This is a genomic window from Caldichromatium japonicum (assembly GCF_011290485.1).
Classification (GTDB): Bacteria; Pseudomonadota; Gammaproteobacteria; order Chromatiales; family Chromatiaceae; genus Thermochromatium; species Thermochromatium japonicum.
On record NZ_CP048029.1, the window covers coordinates 607,393 to 632,761 of the forward strand.

Below are 25,369 nucleotides of genomic sequence, written 5' to 3' on the forward strand. Positions count from 1 at the left end.
TGGGCCAGTCACTCAGAGTCCGCTTGGTGTCGTGGCCCATGAGCAGGCAGGCCGATCGAGCAGATCGTGGCCAATCCAGCCGCCACGGCGGCGGCCAGTAGCGCGGTCTCGTAAGAACCCATCAGACGGTAGACCCAGGCGCTGGCCCAGGGTCCAAGGACACCGCCCACACCCCAGGCCGTGAACAGAACGCCAAAGACCGCCGCCACGCGATCCGCGCCGAAATACTCGGCCACAGCGATCGGATAGGCTGCGGCCAGGACACCGTAAACGGTTCCGATGATGGCCAGTCCTGCCACGAGCGTCGACGCTGTTGGACTGAGCGCGCTCACACACAGCTTGGGAAGACGGCCAGTGTGAAGAATCCGGCCGTGATCGCCATCAATAGGATCACCAGCACAAAAACGGCGAGCAGGCGATAGGTAAACAGCGCGCGTAACAGAATCAGTTCGGTCAAGCTCGCGCCCGCGCCGCCAATGATAAGGGCCAGCACGACACCGGACTCGACGCCCTTGTCCATCAGCGCGCCGGCGATCGGAATGAGAGCTTCGGCGCACAGGTACAGCGGGATCCCGATCACGGTCGCCACGGGCACCGACCAGAGGCTTTGCGCCCCGGCGTACTGCTCCAGCAGACCGGCCGGCACGAAGCCATAATCAAACTGCCGATGGCCACGCCGAGGATGAGGTAGGGCAGCACGCGGACGAAATCCGCCCAGGTCTCCTGCCAGATGCGGCGCAGGAAGCCCGGATCCGGCTGCATCCGCGTGCAACCATCGCCGCCCGTGACGGCAGCCCCGGTCGTGGGGACTTCAAGGGTGCAGGCTTGCGAACGCGAGGTCTCCGGCGCACCGCCGCAGGAGGGCGGTGTCACGATGACGCCGCCCGCTGTTCCAGCGCAGCATTCCCCGCTTACCGTTGTCGTTTCAGCACGGATCTCGCGGCGGAAACCAAGGTGTTGCAGGAGCCATCCGGCGACCAGGGAGAATAGCAGCGCGGCCATGAAGTAAATGCCTGTCAATGACCAGCCAAAAGTGACCGCTAGTAACACGACGATGCTCGGGTTGAGCAACGGGGACGTGAACAGAAACACCATCATGGGGCCAAAGCCGGCACGCGCGTCGATCAGCCCTTTCAGCATCGGGATCGTCGAACAGCTACAGAAGGGCGTGATTGCGCCGAGGCCAGCGGCCAACAGGTAGCTGCGCGGTCGCCCGTCACCCACCCAGTGCTGAATGGTCGTCTCGGACAGGCGTCGCCGCAGCAGATCGACGAGGAAGCTCACGGCCAGGAACAGCAGCGAGAGTTCCAACGCCAGGAAGAGGAACATACTCAGAGTGTCTGATATCGTTTCGGGCATCGATAATCCATTATTTCTATTTAAGTCGAAATGTAGACTAATCTGTCATACTGCTTGGGTCAACGATCATTTTAGAACAGTCGAAATAGAGGAGTGTTTGAGACGTGGAACATGATGAGGCTGCGGCCACACTCGCCGAACTCGGCAATCGCCATCGTCTGGCCGTGTTCCGGTATCTGGTCAAGGCGGGGCAGGGCGGGGCCAGTGTCGGCGAGATCCAGCAGGCGCTCGGGATTCCGCTATCGACCTTGTCACATCATCTCTCGCGGATGGCACACGTTGGCCTGATCGATCAGACCCGGCACGGACGGGCGATTCTGTGCGTGCCGAACTATGCGCACCTGGCTGAGCTGTTGGCGTTTATCCAGCAAGAGTGTTGCGTGGGTCATCATGGGGACGTGGCTGTATCGTCAGTGCTGTCGGCTGACTGCGACGCCACAGACTGAACGCCCGGTTGGAGCGCGGCGAGAGCCGACCTTGTCAGAGCGATTCGTGTCCGGTGCATTAGGGTCCGCTTCGTGCAGTGTTTCCGGCTACCCATGGGCCTATCGCGGGTGCCAGCCGAAACCGCGCACCTCGCTCGGCGCGTGGGCAATCAGCCCGGAGAGCAGAATCACCAGCACGAACAGTTCGGCCCGCCAGGTCGGCAGGGACATCGCCAGCGCGAGTAGGCCGACCTTCAGGACGATCACCAGTCCTTTGAACTGAAACAGCCAAGCCGCGCTCGACCAGAGATAAAGGCATGCGAGCGCGATATCCGAGCCCAGAGCGAGAGGGCCATAGAGCCCCACCTGGCTTGTTCACGCCAAGGAGATACCACCCGCCAATCCGGGCGACGCCGAGGAGATGGAGACTGCGAAGCGCGATGTTGAGCCAGCGCTCACCCGCGAAGGCGCGCGGGCGGATAGGAAACAGGACGCGAATCAGTGTGCGCATGAATGTTGCCCCATGAGCTTGAATGCATGGAGAGCGACCGCCGAGCCGATGTCGCCGCTCCCGCGCACCAGCACGACGAATCGACCCATCATCGGTCTCAGTCCATCAAGGCCACGGTCTTCACCTGCGCGAAGACCGGCTGCCCCGGCTGCAACCCCAGACGCGCACAAGAGTGACGGGTGATGCAGGCGAGCAAGGGTGTTGTCTGATCGCAGCCGAGCGCGAGCTTGACCAGCAACTGGGCTTGCTCGATCTCGCGCAGTTCCTGGATACGCGCGGGCAGAATGTTGAGGATGGTTGAGCTGGTGGGCTCATCGAGGACAAGACTCACATCACAGGCATGAATGCGCGCCCGGACCGTCGCCCCCACCGGACCTTGCAGACGACCGAGCCACAGGTGTCCGCCGGCAAAGGTGACGCGGGTCAGGGCATCCTCGTCGTCGTGGCCGGCGATGGTGCATTCGATGAGTGTGCTCGCCCCCTGGTCCTGGGCCAGCGACAGATCCAGCCGGCTGAACACCTCCGTCACCGTGCCCTGAGCACGCACCCGGCCCTGCTCCAGCAGCACCACCGTATCGGCCAGGCGGGCGACCTCGTCGGGCGCGTGGCTGACATAAAGCACCGGGATGTCGAGCACGTCGTGCAGTCGCTCCAGATAGGGCAGGATCTCCTGCTTGCGCTTGAGATCGAGCGCGGCCAGCGGCTCATCCATCAGCAGCAGCTTGGGGTGCAGCGCCAGCGCGCGAGCGATGGCCACGCGCTGACACTCGCCGCCGGAGAGCTGGTGCGGACGGCGCTTGAGCAGATGGGCGATGCCGAGCAGCTCGACGGCCTGATCCACCGCCTGCCGGTCCATGGCGGTGCCGACGCGCCGTATCCCGTAGGCCAGGTTGCCGCGCGCCGAGAGATGCGGAAAGAGGCTCGCCACCTGAAAGACATAGCCGAGCGGGCGCTGATAGGTGGGCAGGAAGGTCTCGCCCTCCTGTCAGACCTCGCCGTTGACGCTCAGATGGCCCTCGCGCAGCCGCTGCAAGCCGGGGATCAGGCGCAAGAGCGTGGTCTTGCCCGAGTCGGAGTGACCGAACAGGGCCGTGACCCCGCGCCCCGGCAGGTCGAGATCCACATCGAGGGAGAACTCGGGATAGTCGAGATGAAAACGTGCTTGGATACGGCTCATGTCAGGACCACTTCTTGGTGTTGGGCCGCCAGGCGTAGAGCACCAGCAGCACCAGGAGGGAGAAGATCAGCATCACCGCCGAGAGGCGGTGGGCGGCGGCATACTCCAGCGCCTCGACGTGATCGTAGATCTGCACCGAGGCGACGCGCGTCTCGCCCGGCAGGTTGCCGCCGATCATCAGCACCACGCCGAACTCGCCGACGGTGTGGGCAAAGGTGAGGATGGCGGCGGTCAGAAAGCCCGGCAGGGCCAGCGGCACCACCACGGTGAAGAAGGTATCCAGGGGCGAGGCGAGTAAGGTTGCGGCCACCTCCAGCGGACGGTCGCCGATCGATTCGAAGGCGTTCTGCAGCGGTTGCACCATGAAGGGCAGCGAGTAGAACACACCGAGGCCACCACCAGCCCCCAGAAGGTAAAGGGCAGGGAGCCGATACCCAGAGCAGTGGTCATCCGCCCGCCCAGGCGGATCAGGTTCTCCTCGCGCAGCCGCCGCTCGATTAGCTTCCAGGCTCAGGCCGTATTTCTCCAGGGCGACGTGATCGATGAGGACGCGGATCTCGCGCTCCAGCCCGCCGGCGATATCCACGCCCGCCACGCCGTTGGCGACGAGCAGGCGGTCGGTCAGCCAGTTGTCGATCCAGGTGCGCAGTTGGGTGAGATCCTGACGCTCGGACTCGAAGGCGACTTGCAACACGGGCAGTTGCGAGGGATCGGCCTTGATGATGATGGCCGGCTCGATGTCATCGGGCAGGTCGCGCTGGGCGCGCGAAAAGGCGGCCAGCGCGTCCTGATAAGCGGTGTCGACATCGACGCCGTAGCGGAAATTGACATCCAGTTGATAGAGGCCCTCCAGGGCGCTGGAGGAGAGATAGTCGATCCCATCGACCGCCGCGAGCTGGCGTTCGATGGGATCGGCAAGATTGCGGTCGATGTCCTCCGGGGTGGCGCCGGTCCAGGTGATGGAGAGCTTGATCGGCGGATAGGTGATGTCCGGCAGAAAGTCCACCGGCAGCCGCGTCAGGTTGGTGACGCCGAACAGGGCGAGACCCAGGATCAGGACTAGGGTGGAGATGGGGCGGGCGGCTCGGCGACCGCGACGCCACTGACGAGTAAGAGCAACGCCAAGCCGGCCAGACTGCACGTCGTGATTTCCGGCTTGCGCCGGCGCTTGGGGCGGATCATGGCGTTCAAGTGCCTCGTCCTGGGTCAGCGATCGAGACAGATGTCTTGCGCCCCGACCCCTTTGAGGCGGTCGACCAGCCCGAGCAAGCCGCCTTCCAGATACTTGGCGTTGAAGCCCCGGGCGACGAGGTAACTGCGCGCCATGTTGGAGCGGTCGGTGTGCGGACAGGCGATCACCAGCAGCTTGTCCTTCGGCAGCTCGTCGAGCCGTGCCGGTAGCTCGGGGGCGGGGATCCGCAGGCCGAAGTTGACCTGCCAGACCGCCGTTTCTTCCGCGACACGGATATCGATCAGTTCGGCCTCGCCCTGGTTATAGGCCGCGATGAAGGCATCGATGGCTATCTTGGCCTGGCCCATCCGCGCCGGGTCGATGCCGGCGGCGAGATCGTCGAGTGGATCGTTCATGGTTCACTTCCTGAGTCAGTCGGTGTTGGTGTCGGTGGCGATGCGTTCCATGTAGTCGCGTGCCCGGTCCCCGCGCAGATGATCGGCGAGACCGAGCATCCCGTCAGTGAGATAGCGTGCTTTATAGCCCTTGAGGGTCAGGAACAAGCGGGCGATCTCGGCGCGGTCGTAGTGCGGGCACATGGTGACGATGGTCTTGCTCGGATCGAGCTCGTCGAGCCGGTCCGGCAGCTCATTGAGCGGGATGTGTCGGCCGATGCCGAGGCGCCAGGCCGCGTATTCCTCGTTGAAGCGGATGTCGATCAGTTGCACCTGACCCTCGGCGTAGAGCTTCAGCAGCTCGGGGAGCTGGATCTTCATCGCGACGCGCTCGTCGTAGTCGAAGCGGCGCAGATAATCGGCAAAGGGGATGTCGTTCATGGGTGTGGATCTCGATGGAGTATTGGTGTCAGGGGACTCGGCGCGGGTCTGGCCGCTAACGCCGGCCAGGGTCAGCGCGACCAAGGTTCCGGTGAGCAGCCAGACGACAAAGGGGCGTTTGGAAGGCGCGTTTTTGAGCATCGGCGTTGTCTCTCGTTACGAATGGATTGGATGTCGGCTCCGCCACAGCGCCCAGGCGCCCGCCGCCAGTGTGCCGATGAAGACCAGGAAGGCCCAGTTGGCGAGCGACAGCCCCAGGATCACCAACTGTTTGTCCTCGCAGAATCCGCTGGCCATGAACAGCACGGGCGACTGCTGGCCGAGCCACTCGACCAGGCGCTCGATCGGACCGGGCTGGCCGCCGATACAGGAGACCTCATCCAGCGGCTGCCATTGCAGCCAGCTTTGATAGGCCGCCACGCCGCTGCCGAAGACGGCGAGTCCGAGGAAGATGAACGCGGTCAGCCGTGCGCCGAGCCGCCGCCAATCCGGATACGACAGCGCGGCGGTCAGTGCCGCCAGCAGCGCCATCAACATGAACAGCGTGCGCTGGAAGATGCACAGATGGCAGGGTTCCAGCTCCAGCCAGGGTGTGAGCACCAGACTGGCGAGCGCGACAGCCGCCGTGATCAGGGCCAGGAGCGCCCAGAGCGGACGTGGGGCCGGGTTCAGCATACGGAGGCGTCCTTGTTTTCAGGTCGGTGTGACCGCTGATGAGAGACAGGCAATCGGTCGCGCCACTGCACCAGGCGCGTCATGGGTTCGGGTTGCAGGGTGGTATGGGTAATACCGAAGTCATGCTTCAACAGCGCATGGCTCCGCTCCAGGATTTCCTCCCAGGCGACCAGATCAGAGACCACCAGATGGGCCGTCAGCACCGGCAGATCGGAACGCACCGCCCAGATGTGCAGGTCATGGACCGAAGCGACACCCGGTACGGCGGCCAGGGCCTGACCGACGCGCGCCAGATCGAGATGCGGCGGGACGCCTTCCATCAGGCCATGAATGGATTCGCGCAACAGGCGCAGACTGGAGACCAGGATGAGCGCGCCGATGGCCAGCGACAGCAATGGATCGATGGGGGTCCAACCGCTGACGGCAATGATGAGGCCGGATACGAGTGCGGCGACCGAGCCGAGCAGATCGCCCAGAACATGCAGCAGGGCCGCGCGGGTATTGAGCGTTTTCTCACCGCGCGCCAGCATCCAGGCCACCACCAGATTGAGCGCCAGACCCAGTGCGGCGGTCAGGGAAACCGCCACGCCCTCCACCGCTTGCGGCGTGTGCAGCCGCGTGATCGCCGAGATCACCAGCCAGGCGACCAGCGCCAACAGTGCGGCGCTATTGATCAGGGCGGCGAGGAACTCGGCGCGTCCCAAACCATAGCTGTGTTGCGCCGAAGCGCCACGCCGCGCCAGCCAGGCCGCGCCCGCCGCGAGTGCCAGCGCGGCGGCGTCATTGACCATGTGCCCGGCGTCCGCCACCAGGGCGAGCGATCCGGCCCACAGCCCCACAGTGGCCTCGACGCCGGCAAAGCCCAGCGTCAAGGCGGTCGCCAGCATCAGGGTCTTGCCGCTATCGGCGGCGGAATGGGCGTGGTGATGGTCATGTGTCATGAAAGCGCCCGTCACAGCAGACTCCAGGCCGTCTTGGCCGCGACGGCGAGCAAGACGAGGGCGATGGCGCGTTTCAACTGGGTGCCCGACAGACGCTCGGTTGCCAGCCAGGCGCCGAGCGCCGCCCCGGCCAGGGTCGCTACGGCTGTGACGCCGAGCAGAGCCGGATCGATGTGCGCGACCTGGACATGCGCCAGGAAGCCGCTGAGCGAGGCGAAGATCACCACGAAGGACGCGCTGGCCGCCGCGCGTTTGGGTTCCAAGCCGGAGGCCACCAGCGCGGGCACGATGATGTTGCCGCCACCCACGCCGAGCAGCCCGCCGATGAAGCCCGCCGCGCCGCCGACCGGCAGCCCGAGCGCCAGTGTCGCCGCCGTGGAGGCGCGGGCCGAACGCGGTCTGGGTTGGTAGAACAGCATCATGCCGGCGGCGAAGACCAGAAAGACGACGAACAGCCACAGCAACAGCGTCCGGTCGAGTCCGTGAGCGGCCCAGACGCCCAACGGCGACAGACCGACCGCCAGTACCAGCATGGGCGCGACCAGCCGCCATTCCACCAAGCCCTTGCGTATGAAGGTGGCAGAGGCAACCGTCATCCCGAGCGCATTGAGCAGCAGCGCAGTGGCCATGGCCGTGTGCAGCTCGATGCCAAAGGCGAGGAAGATCGGAATCAGGATCAGCGCCGCGCCCACCCCGGCCAGGCTGAACAGCGTGGTCAGAGCCAGGGTGATCAGGGCGGTGAGGATGAGCAGGGTCATGGTGCCGACCGAGGCTCGCGGATTCCGGTGATCCGCTCATGACAGGGGATGCAGACCCGCTGCTCGCCGGCCAGGCGCGCGTAGCCTTCGACCACCATCTCGCCGCAGGCCTCGCACACCAACACGGCGAAGGAGTGCATATGAGGTTCGATCGGATGCGCGAAGATCGGACCAACCGTGAGGAGCTGCTCATCCGGGGCGCTCATGACCCGATCGACCAGCGGCTGGACGATCTCCAGGGGGACTTTCGAGGCCGGGATGCCTTTCTCCCGATAGTCCTTGAAGAACGCGGTCTGCTTGTTGGCCAGCATCGCCTCCGCTTTTGGCGTGACCCGCACCGCTCGCCCGCTGGCGACCTCGATCAGGGTCACACCCCATTTTCCGTAGTGCAACTTCTTGATGTTGCCTTTACCGAAGGTGCAGCCGGTGACCATCTGGACGCCGTCGGCAAAGCAGGTGGCGCAGTGATCCTCACCGAGCTCCACGAGTGCGAGCAGTTGGCCGTCGGCAGCCCGCTCGACACCGAGTGCATTCAGGGCCGCCGCGCCGACTCTCAACCCCATCGGCATCGCGGGGCATTTGTGACCGTGCAAGGCCAGTCCGTGTTCATAGAAATCGTGCGCTTGAATCATGGATCGTTATCCTGTCTATCAAAGAAGATCGCCGATGCGGATCGGCCCCGATACAGGAGACGGGGTGGAGCGCAAAAGGATGCAGGGGGCCGCGCCGACGCCATGCGTCGGCATCCATGAATCCGGGAATAGGCACGTCGGCGCGCCGAGCGCTCACAACGCGAAATCGCCCCCCAGCGGCTCCGGCCCCTCGACCACCGGCAGGGTCAGCTCGTTGCCCCAGTGCGACCAGCCGCCGTTGTAGAGACGCACGTCCCGATAGCCCAGGTGCTTGAGCTGGAGATACGCCAGGCCCATGCGGAAGCCGTCGTGACAGTAGACGTAGATCCGCTTGTCCTTGGGGATGGACGCATAGAGCGCGGCGAGCGTCTGGTCATCACGCCACTTGCCGGTCTGACCATCCGTGCCATCCAGGCTCACGACATTGATCGCGCCGGGGATGTGTCCGCCTTGGATGGCATGGCGGATCACCTCGCCGGTGTACATGTCGCGCGGACGGGCATCGAGCAGGACGACAGCGGGGTCGCGGCGCGCGACCACATCGTCATAGACCTGGGTCCATTCGACGAAGAGGTCGGGATTGGCGTCCTTCAGGATCACCGAGCCGCGCGGGCGGGCCGGGGTCGGCTCCTTGGTCAGCTCATTGAAGCCGGTCCACTCCAACGCCCCGCCGTTGAGGATCTTCACGTGCGCCATGTCGAACCCGTACAGCTCCAGCAGATAGTAGAGGCGGGAGGTGAGTGCGGTGCTGGAGTCGTCGTAGAGCACCAGTCTGGAGTCGTCATTGACGCCCCAGCCGCGCAGGGTCTCCTGGAAGGCCGCGCGCGCGGGGAAGCGCATGATGGGGCTCGCCTGATTGTCCCCCAGATCCTTGAAACGCTGGACCTGGATGGCGCCGGGGATGTGCCCGACGGTGAAATAGCGGTGCGGGTGGTAGCGTACCTCCAGCACGATGAGATCCTCGTCCTCCAGATGCTCGGCCAGCCAGTCGGCATCGACCAGGAAGGCGGGCGCGGCGAGGGCTGGCAGGGCGGGGAGCGCGAGGAAGAGCAGAGCGGTCAGCCAGAGCGAGGCGCGGAAGCGGGATGGCGTCTGGGGCATGGTGGGTCTCTCCGGTGATGGCGATGCGGTAGCGGCGAGTCGGTCCGGTTGTCCAGCCAAGGGCGGATGTCGGTCGCCCTGCTCAGCCGCCCGTCATCGACATGAAGCGCACCACCTGTCCTGGGCGTTCGCGAAACTCATGGCGCTCCGGCTTGAGCGCGATGGCGCGGCGGAGGTGGTCGACGAGGTCGGCATGGTCGATGTCGGCGCGCAGCAGGTCGCGCAGCGGGTAGCTGTTGTCCTGACCCAGACAGAGGTAGAGGGTGCCCTCAACGGTCAGGCGCACCCGGTTGCAGGTCGCGCAGAAGTGCTGGGAGAGGGGCGTGATGAAGCCGATGCGCGTCTCTGTGCCAGCCACACGGAAATACCGGGCCGGGCCGCCGCCGGGCAGGATGTCCGGGATCAGCTCGAAACGCCGCTCCAGACGCTGCTTGATCGGCTCCAGATCGCCGAAGGCGCTGGCCGCGGCTTGTCCGGTGGCGCCCATGGGCATGGTCTCGATCAGACGCAGGGTGAAACCGTGCGCCGCGCAGTAGTCGAGGATGTCCTCGATCTCGGCGTCGTTGACCCCGCGCATCACCACCGTATTCACGCGGATCGGGCTCAGGCCGACCTCCCGCGCCGCCGCGATGCCGCGCAGCACCCGGTCGAGATCGCCCCCGGTGATCTCCCGGAAGACCTCGGGGCGCAGACTGTCGAGGCTGACGTTGAGGCGTTGCACGCCGGCGCGCGCGAGCGGTTCGGCCAGTGTTTCCATCTGGGTACAGTTGCTGGAGAGCGAGAGATCCTCCAGACCGGGTAGAGCCGACAGACGCGCGGCCAGTTCGGTCAGACCACGGCGCATCAGCGGCTCGCCGCCGGTCAGACGCACCCGCCGCACCCCCAGCGCTGTAAAGGCCGCGACTACGCGCTCGATCTCATCGAAGGTCAGACAGTGCGCCGGCTCCTCGAACCCCTTGAAGCCCTTGGGCAAACAATAGCCGCAGCGCAGATCGCAGCGATCCGTGACCGAGAGACGCAGATAGTCGATGCGGCGACCGAAGGAATCGGTCAGCGATGGGTGGCTCATCCTCGGGTGTCCTCTCTTGTAATGTGACTGTCACTCGGTGGTGCGCGGCGTGAAGCAGCAGACACGGCCCTGTTCGTCGAAACGCACCTGGCAGGCTTCGACCAGCCGCCGCTGCAAACGTGTCCGGGCACGTTGAAGGCGCGACTTGGCGCCAGGCAGCGAGAGACCCAATCGGTCGGCGAGCGCCTGCTGGGGGCGGCCCTCGATGTCGCAGAGCGTCAGTGCCAGCCGGTCGGCCTCGGACAGATCGGCGAGCACGCGCGGCAGGCACTCCGCGAGTCGATCCAGTGGCGACGGAGACGTGTCGGATGGCGCGGGGAGATCCTCGCTGAGTGGGAGGAGTTCGCGTTGCGTGCGCAGACGATCGGTCAGGGTATTGCGTGCGACCTGGAACAGCCAGGCGCGCGGATTGCGGACCGCGCAGAATCCACGACCCTGGCGCAGGGCCTTGATGAAAGCGTCCTGGAGCAGGTCCGCCGCCTCATCGCTATCACCTAGACGGTGATCGAGATAACGTTTCAGTTCGGGCGCATGATTCGACCAAGCGCGTAGAAGACAGGGGGGCGTGCCATGCATGTTGGACTCCGGTGCATCCAAGAGAGGGGGTCTGGAGCGAGACTCTATAATCCAAATTTGGTCGGCAACGCAAACCCGATTATTTTTGAGGTTTTGAACGCGGCCAGGCACGACTGTCTGATCACCAAAGGAGCACACAATAACAACATACCCTTCTTCAATCGTTTTCCCCTGCACCTGACCGGCGGCGCGCTCGCGCTGAGCCTGGCTAGTCCGGCCTGGCGGCCCTGGACATCTCGGGCGCGAGTACGGTCCAGCCTGTGGTCGAGCGGCTGGTCTCCGTCTTCACCGAACAGACCGGAGAGCCGGTGCGGCTGGCCGGCGGCGGCAGCGGCGCCGGGATCAAGAATGCCCTCAGCAGGTCGAGCCAGATCGGCATGGTCTCGATGCGTTGGCCATCATCGTCGACCGTGACAATCCGCTCGAGCGGATCACCAAGTCCCAGCTCGTCGAACTCTATAGCGGGCGGATCGACAACTGGCGTGCGCTCGGCGGCCCGGATCTACTCGTAGTGCGGGTGAGCAAGGAAGTCGGACGCAGCACCCTACCGGGCTGCAAAGCCCGGACCGCCCACCGAGCGACACCCCGCGTATCAGTCAAAACGCCTATGTCATCGGCTCGAACCTGGAAGCCCTGACCCTGGTCGGCGGTCTGCCCGGCGCCATCGGTTATGTCTCGGTCGGCACGGCGCAGGCGATGACCGAGGCCGGTCTGCCGGTCAAGGTGCTGGCGCTCGACGGTGTGGAGCCATCCAACGCCGCCATCGCCGACAGGCGCTATCCGATCGTGCGTCCGCTCAATCTCGTCTACCGTGAACCGACGCCGAGCGTCTCAGCGTTCCTGGCGCTGGCCCTGAGTCCGCGCGGACAGGACGTGGTGAAATCACTCGGCTTTTTGAGGGTCGAACGCTAGGGGCCTCCGGATGCGCCTGACATTGACCACCAAGATCATCGCCCCCTATGGACTGCTGGGAGGATTGGTACTGGCCCTGCTGTCGGTCCTGTTCGTCTTCGATCTGCAACGCCAGTCGGTGGCCGCGCATGAGCGCGCGCTGCTCGGCATCGGATCGGCGGTGCGCGAGATCGCCGCGCGGGTGCAGACTGACATCCTGACCCGGCAGGAATCACTGGCGATCGAAATCGCCCAAGTTGCGCGCCGTACCGATGGCCTGATCGGCGATCTGGACGCGACGGGCGCAGATCTGCGTGCGCCCTTCCAGGACTATTTCGCCGCCATGGTCGCCATCAACTCGGTCTATCTGGAGAATCGCACCGAGGAGGGCGCACGCCGTCTCGATCAACTGCGCAAGCAGGAGCGGCGCATCGACGCCACCATCGCCCAGCGTCTGAACGCCGCCGAGCAGCAACGCGACCACATGGCCACACTCGCCTGGATGGTGCAGGGGGCGGTTCTGGTCGCCATCATCATCCTGGCAGTGATGGCGATGCTCGTGGTGCGCACGCGTGATGCGGGTGACGGCGGCGCTGGCCCAGGGCGATCTGAGCCAGCGTATCGAGGGCGAATATCCGGGCATCTTTGGCGAGACCCAACGCGGCGTCAACACCACGGTCGAGACCCTGCGCGAAACCGTCGATGAGATCCGCGCCGTGGTCGAGGCCGCCGCCCAGGGTCGGTTCGAGCAGCGGCTCCAGACTCAGGGCAAGCAGGGTGTCTTCCTCCAGATCGCCCAGGGACTCAATCAGCTCTCCGGGCTGGTCTCGGCCGGACTCGAAGACGTGGCGCGCGTGCTCCAGGCGATGGCCGAGCGTGATCTGACCCAGCGCATCACGACCGAGCATGGCGGCGTCTTCGGTCGGCTGCGCGACGATACCCATGCCACGCTGGAGGCCACGCGCGAGATGGTGCAGCGCATCGAGGAGTCCACGCTGTCGATCCATGCCGCTGCGCGCGAACTCTCGGTCGGCAATCTCGATCTCTCGCGGCGCACCGAGCAGCAGGCGGGCAGTCTGGAGCAGACCGCCGCGCGCATGGACGAGCTGAACGGTACCGTCCGCCAGACTGCCGACAACGCCCGTCACTGCCAGACGCTCAGTCAGGGCGCCAATGCCGCGGCGCAGCGCTGCGGCGAGTTGGTCCGGCGCACCGTCGCCACCATGGGCGAGATCCAGTCCGGATCGAGCCGTATCGCCGACATCACCGAGGTCATCGACTCCATCGCCTTCCAGACCAACATCCTGGCGCTCAATGCCGCCGTCGAGGCGGCGCGCGCCGGTGAGCAGGGCAAGGGTTTCGCCGTGGTCGCCGCCGAGGTGCGCGCGCTCGCCCAGCGTAGCGCTACCGCCGCGCGCGAGATCAAGACCCTGATTGCCGAGTCGGTCGAGCGGATCGGCGGCGGGGAACAGTTGGTTCAGCAGGCCGGAGCGGCGATGGACGAGGTGGTGACGAGTTTCCAGCGCGTCAGCGGACTGGTTGGCGAGATCGCGCAGGTCAGCGGCACGCAGAACGCCGATGTCGAGGAGGTGGCGCGGGCGCTTGCCGGTCTGGATGCCATCACTCAGCAGAATGCCGCGCTGGTCGAGCAGTCGGCCGCCGCCGCCGAGAGTCTGGAGCAGCAGGCCGGGGAACTGGAGACGGTGGTGGGGCAGTTCCGGTTGGGGAATGCTCAGCCCGTGCTGACCGCGCCGCCCAGGGCGCCGAGGCTTGGAGTTCTGTGAATCGGGCCTGGGCGGAATCGAGCGCGCCGACACTTGGACAGCGCACCGCCAAGGCCGGTTGCTCGCATCCAGCTTGAGCGAAGTCGAGGCGTTACATTTGGGTAACGTTTGGCTGGATGTGTTACCTCAAATTCAAGTTTTTGAATTGCAAGATAAATAGGCATATTTGCCCGATTCATACGTTACGTTCTTGTAACGCCCGCCTGGCCGAACGCCCGGCTCGCCTCCTAACGCCACCCCATCCGCATTGATAATTGTCAATCCAATCAATCCCCTGTTCTTCGTATTGAAATAGTCAGGTATGTACCCTGCTTATTCGATCTGAACAAGCGGGTCGCCATGACGGCCCGGTTCATCGGCCCCTCATGGGGCTCACCGGAGGAGGGGAGACATCATGCCAGTCGGGTTACAAGCCCAACCATCGCTCGGGGTGCCGGGCAAGAAGCGCTGGGCGATGGTCATCGACCTGCGCCGCTGCATCGGCTGCATGGCCTGCGTCTGCGCGGACAAGGCCGAGTACGACGTGCCGCTCGGGGTGTGGCGCACCATCGTCAAGGTCAAGGACACCGGGAGCTATCCCAACACTAAGCGCCATTTCATGCCGCGGCTGTGCAATCACTGCGACAACCCGCCGTGCGTGCGCAACTGTCCGACCGAGGCGACCTATAAGCACGAAGAAGGCTTCGTGCTCCAGCGCTATGAGCGCTGCATCGCCTGCCGCACCTGTATCGCGGCCTGTCCCTACAACGCCCGTCACGTACTGCCGAAGAACCGCGACCGGGTGAAGATCGGCGGGGTGATCGACAAGTGCACCTTCTGCCATCACCGGATGGCGGCCGATCTGGTGCCGGCCTGCGTGCAGACCTGTCTTGGGCGCTCGCGCATCTTCGGCGACCTCAACGACCCCAACAGCGAGGTCGCGCATCTGGTCGCCCGTCACAGCGTGGTCACCCTCAAGCCCGAGAAGGGTACCGCCCCGCAGGTCTATTACATCAAGCCCGACCGCGTCCACACCGAGCAGATCCTGAGCCGGCCGGTGTCGCACGCCGCCCGCGCCGACGCGGAGGCCTTCTACCGCCACAACCGTGGCACCCAGTTCTTCTCCGGCGTGCTCTGAGGGGGATACAGCCATGTTCGAGTACTCTGAATTCAACATCGCTCCCTGGGGTTGGGAGATCACGGTCTACTTCTTTCTGATCGGCACGGCGGCCATGACCTTCGTCTATGCCGCCGCGCCGGCGGTCTTCGGCAATGTCTTCGGCGGCATCGCACGCTCCATGGAACCCTTCCAGAAACCTGGAATGCTGGCGGCCCTGGTGCTGCTGTTCATCTCCGGTCCGCTGCTGATCGTCGATCTGGGGGTGCCGGAGCGATTCCTCTATCCGATCCTACATTTCCATTGGACTTCACCGCTGTTCTGGGGTGCACTCTTTCTGCCGTTGTTCGGACTGTGCATCATCGGTTTCTGGCCGCTCTCTGGTTCAACCGGCCCCAGCTGCTCAAGCCGATCGGCATCCTCGGCATGCTGCTGAGTCTCTCCATGCCGCTCTATACCGGTCTGGATCTCATGGTGCATCAGACCCGCGAGCTGTGGAGCAACCCCACGATCTCGGTGCTGTTCGTGATTCTCTCGGTCAACTCGGGCACCGCACTGGTCAGTCTGATCCAGTTGGCACGCGGTCAATTCGATGCAAAAACGCATGAGTTTCTGCATTGGTTTCTCTATGTCGCGCTCGGCGTCACCCTGGCCCTGTTTCTAGGTGAACTAGTGACCCTGCTCTATGGCAGCGGCGAATTGCAGCAAGCCTGGATCCTGATCAACGAGCGATTCTGGTTGCAGTTCTGGGGATTGAAGTTGCTGCTCGGCATTCTGTTGCCTCTGAGTCTGATGATCGTGACCCAATACAGACCAAACGCGGCGCTGTTCACCCTGGCGGCGGTGTTCTCCGCCATTGGCGCCTACTTCTTCCGCACCGTGCTGATCTACGCCGGCCAGCTCACGCAGATCTATTACTGAATTCGGAGCATCGACATCATGAGCGATCTCGCAACCCGAAACACCGAGGGCGATATCGGGCGCCTGAGCCGCCGCGACTTCATCAAGCTCGGCGCCGCCGTCGGCGCCGCCGCCGGTACCCTGTCACTCGGCAGCCGCCGGCTGATGGCCATGGAGCAGAAACTGGGGAGCGACGACATCTCCGCCGTCACCGGCGCCCAGCGTCAGTCTGTGCCCTATACCTGTCTGGTCTGCAACATCGAGGACGGCGGCGTGGCCTTCGTCGAGAACGGCCGCATCGTCAAGCTGGAAGGCAACATGGACCACCCCAACACCAGGGGCAAGCTGTGCGCCAAGGGCAACTCGGGGTTCCTGCACGTCTATGATCCAGACCGGATCATGACCCCGCTGCTGCGCACGGGTAAGCGCGGCGAGGGCAAGTGGAAGCGGATCTCCTACGACGAAGCGACCAGCCTGCTCGCCAAGAAGCTGCGTGAAGTGATCGACCGCGCGCAGTCCGAGAGCGACGACGCCATCCTCAATGAGATCGTCTTTAAATGGGGCCGCAACCGCACCGGCGGGGCCGTGCATCGTTTTATGCAAGCGCTCGGCTCCAACGCCATGATCAATCACACCAACATCTGCGAGTCCTCGAAGAAGGTCGGGCTGGAACACTCCTGGGGACCGGACATCGAGTCCTGTGACTGGGCCAACACCAAGTACATCATCAACTTCGGCTCCAATGTGCTGGAGACGGCCTATTTCATGAACCCCAACGCCCAGCGCCTGGTCGACGGCGTGGTGGGCAACAAGGCCAAGCTGGTCTCCTTCGATGTGCGCCTGTCCAACACCTCGGCCTTTGCCGATGAGGCCTATTTCCCCTATCCCGGCACCGATGGGGTCATCGCGCTGGCCATGGCCCACGTCATCATGAACGAGGGGCTCTACGATGCCGCCTTCATCCGCGACTGGACCAATGTCACGGTCGAGCAGCTCATCGCGCATCTGAAGCCCTACACGCCGGAGTTCGCCGAGCAGGAGTCGACCGTCCCGGCCCGCGACATCCGCCGCATCGCCCGCGAGTTCGCCACCACCAAGCCGGCGACCACCTTCTCCTATCGCGGCCCGGCCAAACATGTCTACGGCGCCTACCAGGAGGCCGCCATCCACATGCTCAATGTCATCACCGGCAACGTCGAAAAGAAGGGCGGCTACTGTCTGCCGCGCGGCATGGACTGGCCGCAGCCCCAGCCCGAACAACCCAGAGGCAAGACGCCGAGCGTGCTGGCCGCGTCGCCGCTCTATCCATTGGCCTCGCACCAGGTCTCGACCCATGTGCCCTACATGATCATGAAAGGCGAGGCCAAGGTGTCGGTGTGGATGCATCTCTACGACAACCCGGTCTATACCTATCCGTCCAGCCACGTCTGGGCGCATCTGTTCAAGGACGAGGGGCTGCTGCCGTTCGTGGTCTCATTCAGCCCCTATATATCCGAGACCACGGAGCTGGCCGATCTCATCATCCCCGACGTCACCTATCTGGAACGCCACGACCCCGAGTCCATGCCGAGCGGACTCTATCCCTGTCTGTCCATCCGCCAGCCGGTGGTCAAGCCCTTGGGCGGCACCTAGGAGTTCCGCCAGACCCTGATCGATGTGATCAAGAAGGTCGATCCCGACGGCTCGCTGGGGATCCGGCAGTACTTTGCCTTCGACACAGTCGAGGACTGGATGCGCGCCCACTTCGACGCCATCCCCGGACTCAAGGACGAAGGCGGTTGGGATTTCATGAAGCGCAAGGGCGTTTGGCCCATTTATGGCCAGGTCGACAAGACCACCGCCAAAATCGTCGACAAGAACGGCAATGAGGTCGAGCCGGAGTACGGACTCTACAAGAAGCCAGTACCCGCCGCCGATCTGGAAGGGGCGGAGGTCAGCGAGGATGGCACCATCCGCAAGGACGGCAAGGCGATCGGCGTGCGTATCGGGGATCAGAGCTATGTCGGCTTCGGCACCCCGTCGCGCCGCATTGAGCTCTACAAGCAGAGCTTCAAGGACTATGGCTTCAACCCGCTGCCGGTCTACAAGCGCTTGCCCTCGCGCGACAAGCGCTCCGACGAGCTGGTGCTGGTCACCTTGGCTGGGGCGGCGCCTGGAGTCAGGGCGTGCGGGCCGCGTGGAGTCCGACGCCGGCGAGGGCGTCCTGCCATGCTGAACGCGATGTCGACTCCATCGAACCGTGGCGCGGCGCTGGCCCTATTGGAGGGCCGCGAGCTGCTGGAGGAGAAAATCCTCTGTCTCAATCTGCGCGGACGTGGCGAGCACTGCCGCCGCTGTGCCGCCGCCTGTCAGGCCAATGCCCTCTCGTTGTCGCCTGATGCCCTGGAGGTCGACCGCGCGCGGACTGATCTGTTGATCGATCCCGGTATAGTCATCTAGGCGCGCGCCCCAGGTCAGCAACCATTTGGGCGCCGGCCACCACTCATCCTGGACATAAGCCGAGTACAAATGCCGCCGCCCCGCCGTTTCGGTAGGCGTCGCCGCCGCCGACAGCGCCGTGACCAGGGCACTGAGCTGGGCGGCGAGTCCCGTGCCCAGTCCAACCGTCGTCCCGGCCCCCAGCCCGCTTCGGGCGCGAGTTTCCAGATCCGTGAGCCCGAGCCACTCCAGAGCGTCGAGCCGATAGTGCAGCTGCTCGTAGGCCAGACCGGCGCTGATGAAATGCCGGGGGCCGGCGGCATAGCGCCCATCGGCGCGCAGCCGCCAGGTCTCCTGTTCGGCGCCGGAGTCGAAACGCATACCACTGGGTGCCAGCGCCGAATCCGGCATCGAGGTGGCCTCCGCCAGGGTCAGGCGTGTTTGGGTGCCCTCCAGTTGCAGCGTCATCCCGAACCGCGGATTGAATGGCAGGGTGTGCGTCAGGCGCTCCTCCGTGGTCTCACGGGTACGCATGCCTGTGGGATCGATGACCCCGAGCACCCCGGCTCCGAGCGCCTCGTGGGTGCGCGCCAGACGCGCCAGGGCGCGGGTAGCGCCTATCTGCCCCTTGAGGAGCACGCCCAGATCACGCTGATCGGTCTCCACGGCACTGGGCGCTTCTGAGAACATCGTCCCGAGACCAGCATCGATCACGGACAATTGATCGCGCCCGATCGTCGGGCGATGACCGGCGCGGTTGGTCGCCTGGGCACTGAGCACCAGGGCGCGATCCCCGGTGGCGTCTCCGGCCAGCAGTCGCGCCTGCGCCGTGGCGTCCGAGCCGCCGCCGAGGGTGAGCTGACCCGGCTCGACCCGATCCCGGGTGATGACGTTGATCACCCCGGAAAAGGCACCGGCGCCAAACACCGAGGATCCCGGTCCACGGGTGACTTCCAGGCGCTCGATCACCTCCAGCGGGATCGTCCCCAACACGCTCAACGGATTGCCGAAGATCCAGTCGGTTTGTGCCACACCATCGAGCAGCACCAGCAGATTGCCGGACCCCAGGCTGGAGAAACCGCGCACCGCCAGATTGGCCCCATAGTGACTGGTCAGGCCCTGATGAAAGCCAGGGACCAGACGCAGGGCCTCGACGACGGAGCGAAAGCCGCCCCGGCGGATGTCCTCGGCAGTGATCACGGTGGCCACCGCCGGGGCGGTGCGAGAGGCGTGCGCCCGTCCGGTGGCGATCGTCACGCTCTGTTCGGAGCCAAACAGCGCCTGCAGCGTCTCCTCGGCCAGGGTCGGTGTGGCCAGCAAGGCCAGGGAGGTCAGGCACCAGGGTTTCATCATCAGGCCTCCTGTGCAGGCGAATCCGGCGGGCGGGACGGATCGATCAGGGCCACCAGCACCGCAATCAGATCCTCGGGTAAGACGGGCTTGACGATCAGGTGGGCGTGCAGCGGCCGAATCGCCGTTTGCAACGGGGCGCGGTCATCGCCGGTCAGGATCACGACCGGGAGGCGGTGATGACCGCGCGCCCGCAGCTGCCGCAGGAGCTCCAGCCCCTGACAGCCGGGGAGGCGGTGATCGAGGATGACGGCGGCATAGCCTTCGGGGTTCGGTTCTAGCAAGGCCCGGGCGGCGGTGCCATCGATACAGGCCTCGACGCTGAAGCCGGCTTTGCGCAGCAGCTGCACCAGTGGCAGGCGGATGGTGATCTCGTCCTCGGCCAACAGCAGCCGAGAGCCACGCATCCAGTCGGGAATAGCCGCGTTCGGCGCGCCGGCCGGGACCGGTGCCTCCGGGAGCCGGTGCCCCGCCATCGGCGCGGGCCGACGCGGCAGCGTGAGCCGAAAGCAACTGCCGGCGCCGGGGTGACTGGTCACGCTGAGCCGACTGCCTCCATGAAGCAGCGGCTGAGCCAGAGTCCCAGCCCAATCCCCGAGGACACTCGCCCGGTCAGGCCACGGGCGCCCTGATAGAACGGCTCGAAGATCTTCTCCAGATCCGCCGCCGGGATGCCGATGCCGCAATCGGTCACCGTGATCCGAACGGTCACCGTGATCCGAATCGGCGCCGCGTCATCCCCGGCCGTCAGGCGCACCTCGATCAGGCCGCCGGCGGTGAATTTGTCGGCATTGCCGCTCAGGTTGTAGAGCACCTGGGTCAGGCGTCCCTGGTCGCTGATCGCGAAGCACACGGTGGCGGGACGGTACAGGACGAGCCGGTTGCCGGGGGCGAGCGTCGGGCGCACGGTGGCGAGACCTGCTCGATCCAGCCACCGAGTTCCACCTGCTGATAGGTGACCTCGAGCGGATGCCCGGCTTCGGCCTTGGTCAGGGTCAGCAGCTGCTCGATCAGACCGAGCAGCTGGTGGGAGGCATGGCGGATGACGGCCAGTGGCTCTCACGGCCTGTCGTCGCTCCCGGCGGCTCCAGGAGCCGGGCCTGCAGCAGGATGGCCTGGAGCGGCGTGCGCAGCTCATGGCTGACGTTGGCCAGAAATAGCGTCTTGGCCCGGTTGGCCTGTTCAGCCGCCTCCAGGGTCTGACTGAGTTCCTCGGTGCGTGCGGCCACTCGGGCTTCCAGGTGCCGGTGATGCGCCGCCAGCCGGGCGCGCATGGCCACCAGGGCGCTCCACAGCTGATGCACCTCGGCCGGACTGGTGGCCGGCGTTGGCGACAAGGGCGTCTCGACCAGCGTCTCCAGATCACGGACCAGGAACGCCAGTGGCGTGAGCAGCCGCAACGTCAGCCGAACAACGGCCACGCCCAGCACGACCGTGAGTACCCCGAGCGGCCAGAGGACCAGCCCGGCCGTTTCCAGGGCAAAGTCGAAGACCCGGTCGAGCGACAGGGTCAGGGCCACATGGCCCAACACCGGCGCGGCGGCGGGGGTGGCGACCGGCCCGTCCGCCGGGTGGTATTCCGGGGCGTGAACGGTGACCACGACACGCTCGCGGCGTTGCACGCCCTCCTCATCCCGGGTCGCTTCCGCCAGGAGCCGGCCGTCACTGTCGAGAAGCGCCACCGCCAGCAGATCGGGGAACTGGAGCCGCTATCTCACCAGTCCCCAGGCCTCCTGGTGCGATCCCACCAGCAGCGCATAGCGTGCCTCCTCGGCCAGGATCCGCGCCAGTTCCTGCGCCGTCTGCTGCGTGAACTGCCGCGCTTGTGGCCAGGTGGTCAGAAACAGGCTCACCGGCAGCGCCAGTCCCACGCTCAGACCCAGCACCGTCAGGGTGCGCCACAGCTGGCGACTATAGGGTCGGTGGGGCGCGGGCGTGGCGTCAGTCAAAGATGACATCGAAGTGGGTCTCCTCGGCCGGATGGCGGGCCGTCCCGATGGCGCGTGCCGCCGCGCGCAGGTCATCCACGGCGATCGCCTCCCAGGCCAGCCCCCGGGCCTGAGCGGCCGCCCACGCCTGTTGCACCACGGCGTTGGGCACCATGTCACGATACACAAACACCAGGGTCTCGATCGCCGGTGACAGGGTGTGCAGCTCGGCGACCACCAGCGCCGGTGCCACAAAGCGCGACAGCCCCCGGTCGGCACCGGCCGGGGGCTCCTGGAGCAGGATCGGCCAGACCCGGGCCTGTGGAAAGGCCTGACGTGCCGCCGCATAGGCCGACTCCCCCACGGCCACCAGATGCCGGGGCACCGGCGATCCACGGTAACGGACGAGCTCCGGAAGCGTGCAGACGGCGCTGGGAGAGGTGGTATCCGACATCAGACCGGCGGTCAGCGGCGAGATGATCGGTTCATAGGCCGCCGACACCACCGGATGCACCAGCATCAGCTGCGCCTCTCGACACTCGTCCGCCGGCAGTGGTCGGGCGCCCCAGGCAGCCAGCAGCACCAGTCCGGCCAGCCAGGCTCTCCGGCGGCGGTCCGGCCTGTGTCCCCCTCCCTCGCGAGGAATATATCCGGCCATACAGCGCGTGCTCCAGGAGTCGGAATCGGAGGGTCGGCCGCCACGCTGTGGCACGGCGCCTCACTCGCGGTTCCTGCCGCCGGCCAGCACATGCCGCACGGCGGCCAGCGCCTCCGGCAGGCACTGCCCGAGCCGTTGCGCCTCCTCCAGCGCTCCGGCCTCCAGCGCGTCGGCCAGGGCGCGCAGCAGGGTTTCGAGGGCCGGCATGGCGGCCTGACGGGCCAGACCCACGGCGCGGTGGGCGACCTCGTAGCCGGCGGCCCCGGCCTCCAGGCAGGCGCGCACCCGCTCCGGTTCGACGTGGGCGCTCAGACAGATGACCCGCACACCGGGGTGCTGACGCTGCAGCGCCGCGATGATCTCGGCGCCGCCCAGGGTGCAGGGCTGATCCTCGCGATCGGGCATACGCAGATCGAGCAGAATCACGTCGGGCTGAACGCGACGCGTGTCGCGCAGCAACTGGGCGCGGGTGGCACAGCTGCTCACGACGCTCACGGCCGCGCCCGCCACCTGCGGCATCAGCTGCACCATGGCCGTGCACAGGAGCGTCTCATCCTCGGCGATCAACACCCGAATGGGCGCCGCGGCGACCGGTTAGATGGGGTCAGGCATTGTCGGGACTCATATCGCTTCAGTTTCGCTTCAGTTCCCCCATGGCCTAGCGCGTCGCGGCGAACCGGCAAGGCGTCAAAGACGCCCATCGCCTCTGGAGGCGGATCGGCGTCATAGACGCCTGTTCAACGAGGCGGCGTGTGAATAGGGTAATTCTATGGTCCCGTCCCAACCGGCTTGTACCTGGAGAGACACACATGAAGCCTGAGACATCCACATCACCCGCCGACACATCCGCCGGCCGCTTCATCCGCCGCCGGTGGCGGATGGCCATCGGTCTCGGTGCCCTGATCCTGCTCGCCGCCCTCCACGGCTATGGTCAGTATCTGGCCGCCCCCATCCCGAGCGCTTCGCCCCTGGGGTAGTGACTCAGGGGACGGTCCTGGACGCTCTCCAGCTGTGGTATACCGGTCGGACTTCCAGCTCCAGCGCCATGGGGCCACCTGTGGCCCGGCGAGCCTGCGTAATGTGCTGGCCTCATTGGGCCGGCCGCCGGACGATGAGCGGGCGGTGTTTAGCGGTGACACCTCCGGTTGGTGGCGCGCGCGGCTGCTGGGGATGACGCTCGATGAGCTGGCGGCGCTGGCCGAGGCCAACGGGGTTGGCCGGGTGCGCGTGTGGCGCGCTCCGGATCCCGCCGCCTGGCGGGCTTTGCTGGCGTCGCTGGACACGCCGGGGCGGCGGCTGATCGTGAACTTCGACCGCGCACCGCTGCATGGGGTGGCCATCGGGCACTTTTCACCTGTGGCCGGCTATGACCCCGCCGGCGACCAGGTGCTGCTCCTGGATGTGACACCAGGCTTTGGCGCCCAGCTCGTCCCCAGTGAGCGGCTGCGCGCGACCATCACCACCCGGGATCCGGTCAGCGGACGTTGGCGGGGCGCGCTCCAGATCGACGCTGTGGCACCCTCGCCATAAACGGTCCTGTGGCGGATGCACCGTTGTTGGATTGTATCGCCCCGAAATCCCCCTAAAAATCGGGGCCTCCGGGGCCGCGCCACAGCCGGCCGCCCGATTCGCCCGACGTCATGGAGCCTGTTGTGATGCCACCCGAGGAGACTCGTCCGGATTCCGAAACGCCCCGCGCGCGGTCCGCCGCCGCCCCACGGGTGCGTCAACCCTATCGCCACAGCCGCCTGGTTTTCGATCTGACGCTGCGCATCCAGAGCGAATACGCGCGCCGGCTCCTGCGTGATCGCGAATTCCGCCCGGCCATGCACGCGCTCTACGGCATCGAGGTCATTTTGCACCTGGTGAGCGATGACACCGAGGCCGAACGTGTCGAAGCTCTGATCCATGCCCGTCTGGAGGGTCTGGCCGATGAACTCCAGCGCGAAATCGCCCGCCTGCAGGTGCTCTTCACCGATCAGGGCCTGGAGCGTACCCGACCGCGCTATACCCATCCACTTGACGTCACCATCCATGTCGCCTCACCGGCGATGGCCCTCTACGCCAATCTGATCCAGGAGCTCGACCGCCTGTAGGTGGGACCCCACACCCTGTGGCTCTCAGGGCTGCTGGCGGGCAAAGAGCGTCTGGCGGTGGCCAAACGCTGGCGGCAGCGCATCGGCGGGGCCGGCCAGGAGTTCATCGGACTGCATCGGCGCGACTATGCCGCCGCCCGCGAGGTGCTGTCGATGCCCGAGGAGGAGGGCGATGACCCGGCCGAGGCCCCGGACACATTACCGGAGGAGCGCACCTGAACACCGCCGTCACCGCGGTGGTCCCCGCGCGCTGACGCTGAATGTCTCACGCACCCAGGAGGAGCGGCTGATGAGCCAAGCGTGTCCGGCCCATGTGATTCTGCAATTCATCATCAATCAGATCCACGAGGGGCATTTCGAGCGGGTGCTGGACCTGGGACTGACTAGGAGCAGATCCGCCTCCTCGAATCCCTGGCCGGGCGCAACCTGCATTATCTGTTCGAGGCCGCGCACTTCGTCTCACTGCAGATCGTCATCGACCCGCAGCAGTCCGAAGTCGTCATCCGGCGCCTGCGCGAGCAGCAACAGCTGCGCGAGACCCAGCAGGCGCTGCTGCGCGCCGGCGCCCCCCGTCAGCTGATGATCCAGCTCTACGGCTGGAATGCCAACCATTACTGGAAGCAACGCCGCTTCCTCGGACTCGGGCAGGATCATCCCCGGGGCGGGCGCCCAGCCAATCCCAGTCGCCGTCAGGAAGCGCAGATCCTGCGCGCCTGGGACCAGTTCACCGACCGTCCGCTCGGGGAGCGTTATCTGGAGACGGCCCGCGCGGCGGGGGTCAGTGTGCGTCAGGTCCACCGCCTGCTTGAGGTGCTGGCCGCCCCGGACCCCGAAGCGCCTCCGGCGCCCGCCGTCCGGCCGGGGCCGCCGGCCTATCGCACCCGGTCCACACCACCGGGGATGCGTGATGCCCACTGAGTTCCGTCACCGGGCCGCCACCGGGCTGCTGGGTCTGATCCTGGTGGGCGCCCTGACGACCTGGGCAGGGGTCGCTGAGGGCGGTCCGCCGACGATTCG

The 25,369-nt window shown here is 65.8% G+C and carries 30 protein-coding genes and 5 pseudogenes; 13 read left to right on the top strand and 22 right to left on the bottom strand.

Annotated elements, in window-relative coordinates; genetic code table 11:
- Positions 1-8: 8 nt before the first annotated feature.
- Positions 9-332, bottom strand: a complete 324-nt coding sequence (locus tag GWK36_RS02990) for an MFS transporter (RefSeq protein WP_210756842.1) — start codon at positions 330-332, stop codon at positions 9-11.
- A pseudogene (locus tag GWK36_RS02995) lies at positions 329-1,359 on the bottom strand (permease). Before GWK36_RS02995 ends, GWK36_RS02990 begins: the two are co-directional and overlap by 4 nt.
- A 104-nt stretch (positions 1,360-1,463) precedes the next feature.
- On the opposite strand from GWK36_RS02995, the gene GWK36_RS03000 reads away from it, so the two are divergent.
- The gene (locus GWK36_RS03000) at positions 1,464-1,805 is read left to right on the top strand and encodes an ArsR/SmtB family transcription factor (protein ID WP_166269904.1); all 342 of its coding nucleotides are present in this window, start codon (positions 1,464-1,466) and stop codon (positions 1,803-1,805) included.
- 99 nt (positions 1,806-1,904) lie between these two features.
- Here the strand turns inward: GWK36_RS03000 and GWK36_RS03005 are convergent, their stop codons facing one another.
- The 13 genes and pseudogenes from GWK36_RS03005 to GWK36_RS03060 all read right to left on the bottom strand — a co-directional run bounded on the left by GWK36_RS03005 (position 1,905) and on the right by GWK36_RS03060 (position 11,231).
- Positions 1,905-2,150, bottom strand: a complete 246-nt coding sequence (locus tag GWK36_RS03005; RefSeq protein ID WP_166269905.1) for a hypothetical protein — start codon at positions 2,148-2,150, stop codon at positions 1,905-1,907.
- 242 nt (positions 2,151-2,392) lie between these two features.
- Positions 2,393-3,472 (bottom strand): annotated as a pseudogene (gene modC / locus GWK36_RS03010) (molybdenum ABC transporter ATP-binding protein).
- Position 3,473: 1 nt separating this feature from the next.
- A pseudogene (locus GWK36_RS14765) lies at positions 3,474-3,928 on the bottom strand (molybdate ABC transporter permease subunit); the annotation flags it as partial.
- Positions 3,929-4,031: 103 nt separating this feature from the next.
- A pseudogene (locus GWK36_RS15240) lies at positions 4,032-4,613 on the bottom strand (efflux RND transporter permease subunit); the annotation flags it as partial.
- Positions 4,614-4,678: 65 nt separating this feature from the next.
- On the bottom strand, positions 4,679-5,059 hold the full coding sequence (locus GWK36_RS15245; RefSeq protein WP_246237639.1) for a rhodanese-like domain-containing protein: 381 nt from the start codon (positions 5,057-5,059) through the stop codon (positions 4,679-4,681).
- A gap of 15 nt (positions 5,060-5,074) precedes the next feature.
- Complete coding sequence (locus GWK36_RS03025; RefSeq protein ID WP_210756843.1) at positions 5,075-5,620, bottom strand: rhodanese-like domain-containing protein; 546 nt, start codon at positions 5,618-5,620, stop codon at positions 5,075-5,077.
- A 15-nt stretch (positions 5,621-5,635) separates the two neighbouring features.
- Positions 5,636-6,154, bottom strand: coding sequence for a disulfide bond formation protein B (locus GWK36_RS03030; RefSeq protein WP_166269906.1), 519 nt, complete (start codon positions 6,152-6,154; stop codon positions 5,636-5,638).
- Entirely contained in the window at positions 6,148-7,095 is a 948-nt protein-coding gene (locus GWK36_RS03035) for a cation diffusion facilitator family transporter (RefSeq protein WP_166269907.1), read from the bottom strand. Before GWK36_RS03035 ends, GWK36_RS03030 begins: the two co-directional genes overlap by 7 nt.
- Positions 7,096-7,106: 11 nt before the next feature.
- Positions 7,107-7,853, bottom strand: coding sequence for a sulfite exporter TauE/SafE family protein (locus GWK36_RS03040; RefSeq protein WP_166269908.1), 747 nt, complete (start codon positions 7,851-7,853; stop codon positions 7,107-7,109).
- Positions 7,850-8,485, bottom strand: a complete 636-nt coding sequence (locus GWK36_RS03045; RefSeq protein WP_166269909.1) for an FmdE family protein — start codon at positions 8,483-8,485, stop codon at positions 7,850-7,852. The genes GWK36_RS03040 and GWK36_RS03045 overlap by 4 nt, the downstream gene beginning before the upstream one ends.
- A 153-nt stretch (positions 8,486-8,638) precedes the next feature.
- Positions 8,639-9,586, bottom strand: a complete 948-nt coding sequence (locus GWK36_RS03050; RefSeq protein ID WP_166269910.1) for a sulfurtransferase — start codon at positions 9,584-9,586, stop codon at positions 8,639-8,641.
- An 82-nt stretch (positions 9,587-9,668) separates the two neighbouring features.
- Entirely contained in the window at positions 9,669-10,655 is a 987-nt protein-coding gene (gene moaA / locus GWK36_RS03055; protein ID WP_166269911.1) for a GTP 3',8-cyclase MoaA, read from the bottom strand.
- 30 nt (positions 10,656-10,685) lie between these two features.
- The gene (locus tag GWK36_RS03060; protein ID WP_166269912.1) at positions 10,686-11,231 is read right to left on the bottom strand and encodes a sigma-70 family RNA polymerase sigma factor; all 546 of its coding nucleotides are present in this window, start codon (positions 11,229-11,231) and stop codon (positions 10,686-10,688) included.
- Between the two features lie 391 nt (positions 11,232-11,622).
- On the opposite strand from GWK36_RS03060, the gene GWK36_RS15990 reads away from it, so the two are divergent.
- The 7 genes and pseudogenes from GWK36_RS15990 to GWK36_RS03095 all read left to right on the top strand — a co-directional run bounded on the left by GWK36_RS15990 (position 11,623) and on the right by GWK36_RS03095 (position 17,534).
- The gene (locus GWK36_RS15990; protein WP_425482774.1) at positions 11,623-11,868 is read left to right on the top strand and encodes a type 2 periplasmic-binding domain-containing protein; all 246 of its coding nucleotides are present in this window, start codon (positions 11,623-11,625) and stop codon (positions 11,866-11,868) included.
- A 59-nt stretch (positions 11,869-11,927) separates the two neighbouring features.
- Complete coding sequence (locus tag GWK36_RS03070) at positions 11,928-12,143, top strand: type 2 periplasmic-binding domain-containing protein (RefSeq protein WP_166269914.1); 216 nt, start codon at positions 11,928-11,930, stop codon at positions 12,141-12,143.
- A 10-nt stretch (positions 12,144-12,153) separates the two neighbouring features.
- Positions 12,154-12,828: a hypothetical protein gene (locus tag GWK36_RS15250; protein ID WP_246237640.1), complete on the top strand. Its 675-nt coding sequence runs from the start codon at positions 12,154-12,156 to the stop codon at positions 12,826-12,828.
- 391 nt (positions 12,829-13,219) lie between these two features.
- On the top strand, positions 13,220-13,906 hold the full coding sequence (locus GWK36_RS15255; RefSeq protein ID WP_246237779.1) for a methyl-accepting chemotaxis protein: 687 nt from the start codon (positions 13,220-13,222) through the stop codon (positions 13,904-13,906).
- A gap of 394 nt (positions 13,907-14,300) precedes the next feature.
- A complete protein-coding gene (locus GWK36_RS03080; protein ID WP_166269916.1) occupies positions 14,301-15,023 on the top strand; it encodes a 4Fe-4S dicluster domain-containing protein in 723 nt (240 codons plus the stop codon).
- A gap of 13 nt (positions 15,024-15,036) precedes the next feature.
- A pseudogene (nrfD, locus tag GWK36_RS15260) lies at positions 15,037-15,923 on the top strand (NrfD/PsrC family molybdoenzyme membrane anchor subunit).
- Positions 15,924-15,941: 18 nt separating this feature from the next.
- On the top strand, positions 15,942-17,534 hold the full coding sequence (locus tag GWK36_RS03095; RefSeq protein ID WP_166269919.1) for a molybdopterin-dependent oxidoreductase: 1,593 nt from the start codon (positions 15,942-15,944) through the stop codon (positions 17,532-17,534).
- A 624-nt stretch (positions 17,535-18,158) separates the two neighbouring features.
- Here the strand turns inward: GWK36_RS03095 and GWK36_RS03100 are convergent.
- The 7 genes from GWK36_RS03100 to GWK36_RS03115 all read right to left on the bottom strand — a co-directional run bounded on the left by GWK36_RS03100 (position 18,159) and on the right by GWK36_RS03115 (position 22,826).
- Positions 18,159-19,673 (bottom strand): TonB-dependent receptor plug domain-containing protein, encoded by a 1,515-nt coding sequence (locus GWK36_RS03100; RefSeq protein ID WP_246237641.1) that lies wholly within the window; start codon positions 19,671-19,673, stop codon positions 18,159-18,161.
- A complete protein-coding gene (locus GWK36_RS14770) occupies positions 19,673-20,077 on the bottom strand; it encodes a response regulator (RefSeq protein ID WP_210756844.1) in 405 nt (134 codons plus the stop codon). The genes GWK36_RS03100 and GWK36_RS14770 overlap by 1 nt, the downstream gene beginning before the upstream one ends.
- Before the next feature lie 128 nt (positions 20,078-20,205).
- Positions 20,206-20,577: a sensor histidine kinase gene (locus GWK36_RS15635; RefSeq protein WP_210756845.1), complete on the bottom strand. Its 372-nt coding sequence runs from the start codon at positions 20,575-20,577 to the stop codon at positions 20,206-20,208.
- A 103-nt stretch (positions 20,578-20,680) separates the two neighbouring features.
- A complete protein-coding gene (locus tag GWK36_RS15640) occupies positions 20,681-21,352 on the bottom strand; it encodes a sensor histidine kinase (protein WP_281352060.1) in 672 nt (223 codons plus the stop codon).
- 27 nt (positions 21,353-21,379) lie between these two features.
- Positions 21,380-21,628, bottom strand: a complete 249-nt coding sequence (locus GWK36_RS14785; protein WP_210756846.1) for a hypothetical protein — start codon at positions 21,626-21,628, stop codon at positions 21,380-21,382.
- The gene (locus GWK36_RS03110; RefSeq protein ID WP_166269920.1) at positions 21,612-22,118 is read right to left on the bottom strand and encodes a hypothetical protein; all 507 of its coding nucleotides are present in this window, start codon (positions 22,116-22,118) and stop codon (positions 21,612-21,614) included. Before GWK36_RS03110 ends, GWK36_RS14785 begins: the two co-directional genes overlap by 17 nt.
- A 198-nt stretch (positions 22,119-22,316) precedes the next feature.
- On the bottom strand, positions 22,317-22,826 hold the full coding sequence (locus tag GWK36_RS03115; RefSeq protein ID WP_246237642.1) for a response regulator: 510 nt from the start codon (positions 22,824-22,826) through the stop codon (positions 22,317-22,319).
- 239 nt (positions 22,827-23,065) lie between these two features.
- Between GWK36_RS03115 and GWK36_RS15270 the strand changes: the two genes are divergently transcribed.
- The 5 genes from GWK36_RS15270 (at position 23,066) to GWK36_RS03130 (ending at position 25,270) form a co-directional block, all read left to right on the top strand.
- The gene (locus GWK36_RS15270; RefSeq protein ID WP_246237643.1) at positions 23,066-23,233 is read left to right on the top strand and encodes a hypothetical protein; all 168 of its coding nucleotides are present in this window, start codon (positions 23,066-23,068) and stop codon (positions 23,231-23,233) included.
- Between the two features lie 34 nt (positions 23,234-23,267).
- Positions 23,268-23,786 carry a phytochelatin synthase family protein gene (locus tag GWK36_RS03120; protein WP_246237644.1) on the top strand — a complete coding sequence of 173 codons (519 nt, stop codon included), beginning with the start codon at positions 23,268-23,270 and terminating at the stop codon, positions 23,784-23,786.
- A 125-nt stretch (positions 23,787-23,911) separates the two neighbouring features.
- Positions 23,912-24,352 carry a hypothetical protein gene (locus tag GWK36_RS03125; RefSeq protein ID WP_246237645.1) on the top strand — a complete coding sequence of 147 codons (441 nt, stop codon included), beginning with the start codon at positions 23,912-23,914 and terminating at the stop codon, positions 24,350-24,352.
- Positions 24,353-24,571 carry a hypothetical protein gene (locus GWK36_RS15275; protein WP_246237646.1) on the top strand — a complete coding sequence of 73 codons (219 nt, stop codon included), beginning with the start codon at positions 24,353-24,355 and terminating at the stop codon, positions 24,569-24,571. It begins immediately after the preceding gene.
- Between the two features lie 216 nt (positions 24,572-24,787).
- Positions 24,788-25,270 (top strand): STY4526/YPO1902 family pathogenicity island replication protein, encoded by a 483-nt coding sequence (locus tag GWK36_RS03130; protein WP_246237780.1) that lies wholly within the window; start codon positions 24,788-24,790, stop codon positions 25,268-25,270.
- Positions 25,271-25,369: the final 99 nt, after the last annotated feature.

What these genes read in the sequence shown, in the direction of transcription:
- GWK36_RS15245 (WP_246237639.1), bottom strand. Translation starts at nt 5,059, where the DNA reads ATGAACGATCCACTCGACGATCTCGCCGCCGGCATCGACCCGGCGCGG.
- GWK36_RS03025 (WP_210756843.1), bottom strand. Translation starts at nt 5,620, where the DNA reads ATGCTCAAAAACGCGCCTTCCAAACGCCCCTTTGTCGTCTGGCTGCTC.
- GWK36_RS03030 (WP_166269906.1), bottom strand. Translation starts at nt 6,154, where the DNA reads ATGCTGAACCCGGCCCCACGTCCGCTCTGGGCGCTCCTGGCCCTGATC.
- GWK36_RS03035 (WP_166269907.1), bottom strand. Translation starts at nt 7,095, where the DNA reads ATGACACATGACCATCACCACGCCCATTCCGCCGCCGATAGCGGCAAG.
- GWK36_RS03040 (WP_166269908.1), bottom strand. Translation starts at nt 7,853, where the DNA reads ATGACCCTGCTCATCCTCACCGCCCTGATCACCCTGGCTCTGACCACG.
- GWK36_RS03045 (WP_166269909.1), bottom strand. Translation starts at nt 8,485, where the DNA reads ATGATTCAAGCGCACGATTTCTATGAACACGGACTGGCCTTGCACGGT.
- GWK36_RS03050 (WP_166269910.1), bottom strand. Translation starts at nt 9,586, where the DNA reads ATGCCCCAGACGCCATCCCGCTTCCGCGCCTCGCTCTGGCTGACCGCT.
- moaA (WP_166269911.1), bottom strand. Translation starts at nt 10,655, where the DNA reads ATGAGCCACCCATCGCTGACCGATTCCTTCGGTCGCCGCATCGACTAT.
- GWK36_RS03060 (WP_166269912.1), bottom strand. Translation starts at nt 11,231, where the DNA reads ATGCATGGCACGCCCCCCTGTCTTCTACGCGCTTGGTCGAATCATGCG.
- GWK36_RS03070 (WP_166269914.1), top strand. Translation starts at nt 11,928, where the DNA reads ATGACCGAGGCCGGTCTGCCGGTCAAGGTGCTGGCGCTCGACGGTGTG.
- GWK36_RS15250 (WP_246237640.1), top strand. Translation starts at nt 12,154, where the DNA reads ATGCGCCTGACATTGACCACCAAGATCATCGCCCCCTATGGACTGCTG.
- GWK36_RS15255 (WP_246237779.1), top strand. Translation starts at nt 13,220, where the DNA reads ATGGACGAGCTGAACGGTACCGTCCGCCAGACTGCCGACAACGCCCGT.
- GWK36_RS03080 (WP_166269916.1), top strand. Translation starts at nt 14,301, where the DNA reads ATGCCAGTCGGGTTACAAGCCCAACCATCGCTCGGGGTGCCGGGCAAG.
- GWK36_RS03095 (WP_166269919.1), top strand. Translation starts at nt 15,942, where the DNA reads ATGAGCGATCTCGCAACCCGAAACACCGAGGGCGATATCGGGCGCCTG.
- GWK36_RS03100 (WP_246237641.1), bottom strand. Translation starts at nt 19,673, where the DNA reads ATGATGAAACCCTGGTGCCTGACCTCCCTGGCCTTGCTGGCCACACCG.
- GWK36_RS14770 (WP_210756844.1), bottom strand. Translation starts at nt 20,077, where the DNA reads ATGCGTGGCTCTCGGCTGCTGTTGGCCGAGGACGAGATCACCATCCGC.
- GWK36_RS14785 (WP_210756846.1), bottom strand. Translation starts at nt 21,628, where the DNA reads ATGTCATCTTTGACTGACGCCACGCCCGCGCCCCACCGACCCTATAGT.
- GWK36_RS03110 (WP_166269920.1), bottom strand. Translation starts at nt 22,118, where the DNA reads ATGCTGGTGCATCCGGTGGTGTCGGCGGCCTATGAACCGATCATCTCG.
- GWK36_RS15270 (WP_246237643.1), top strand. Translation starts at nt 23,066, where the DNA reads ATGAAGCCTGAGACATCCACATCACCCGCCGACACATCCGCCGGCCGC.
- GWK36_RS03125 (WP_246237645.1), top strand. Translation starts at nt 23,912, where the DNA reads ATGCCACCCGAGGAGACTCGTCCGGATTCCGAAACGCCCCGCGCGCGG.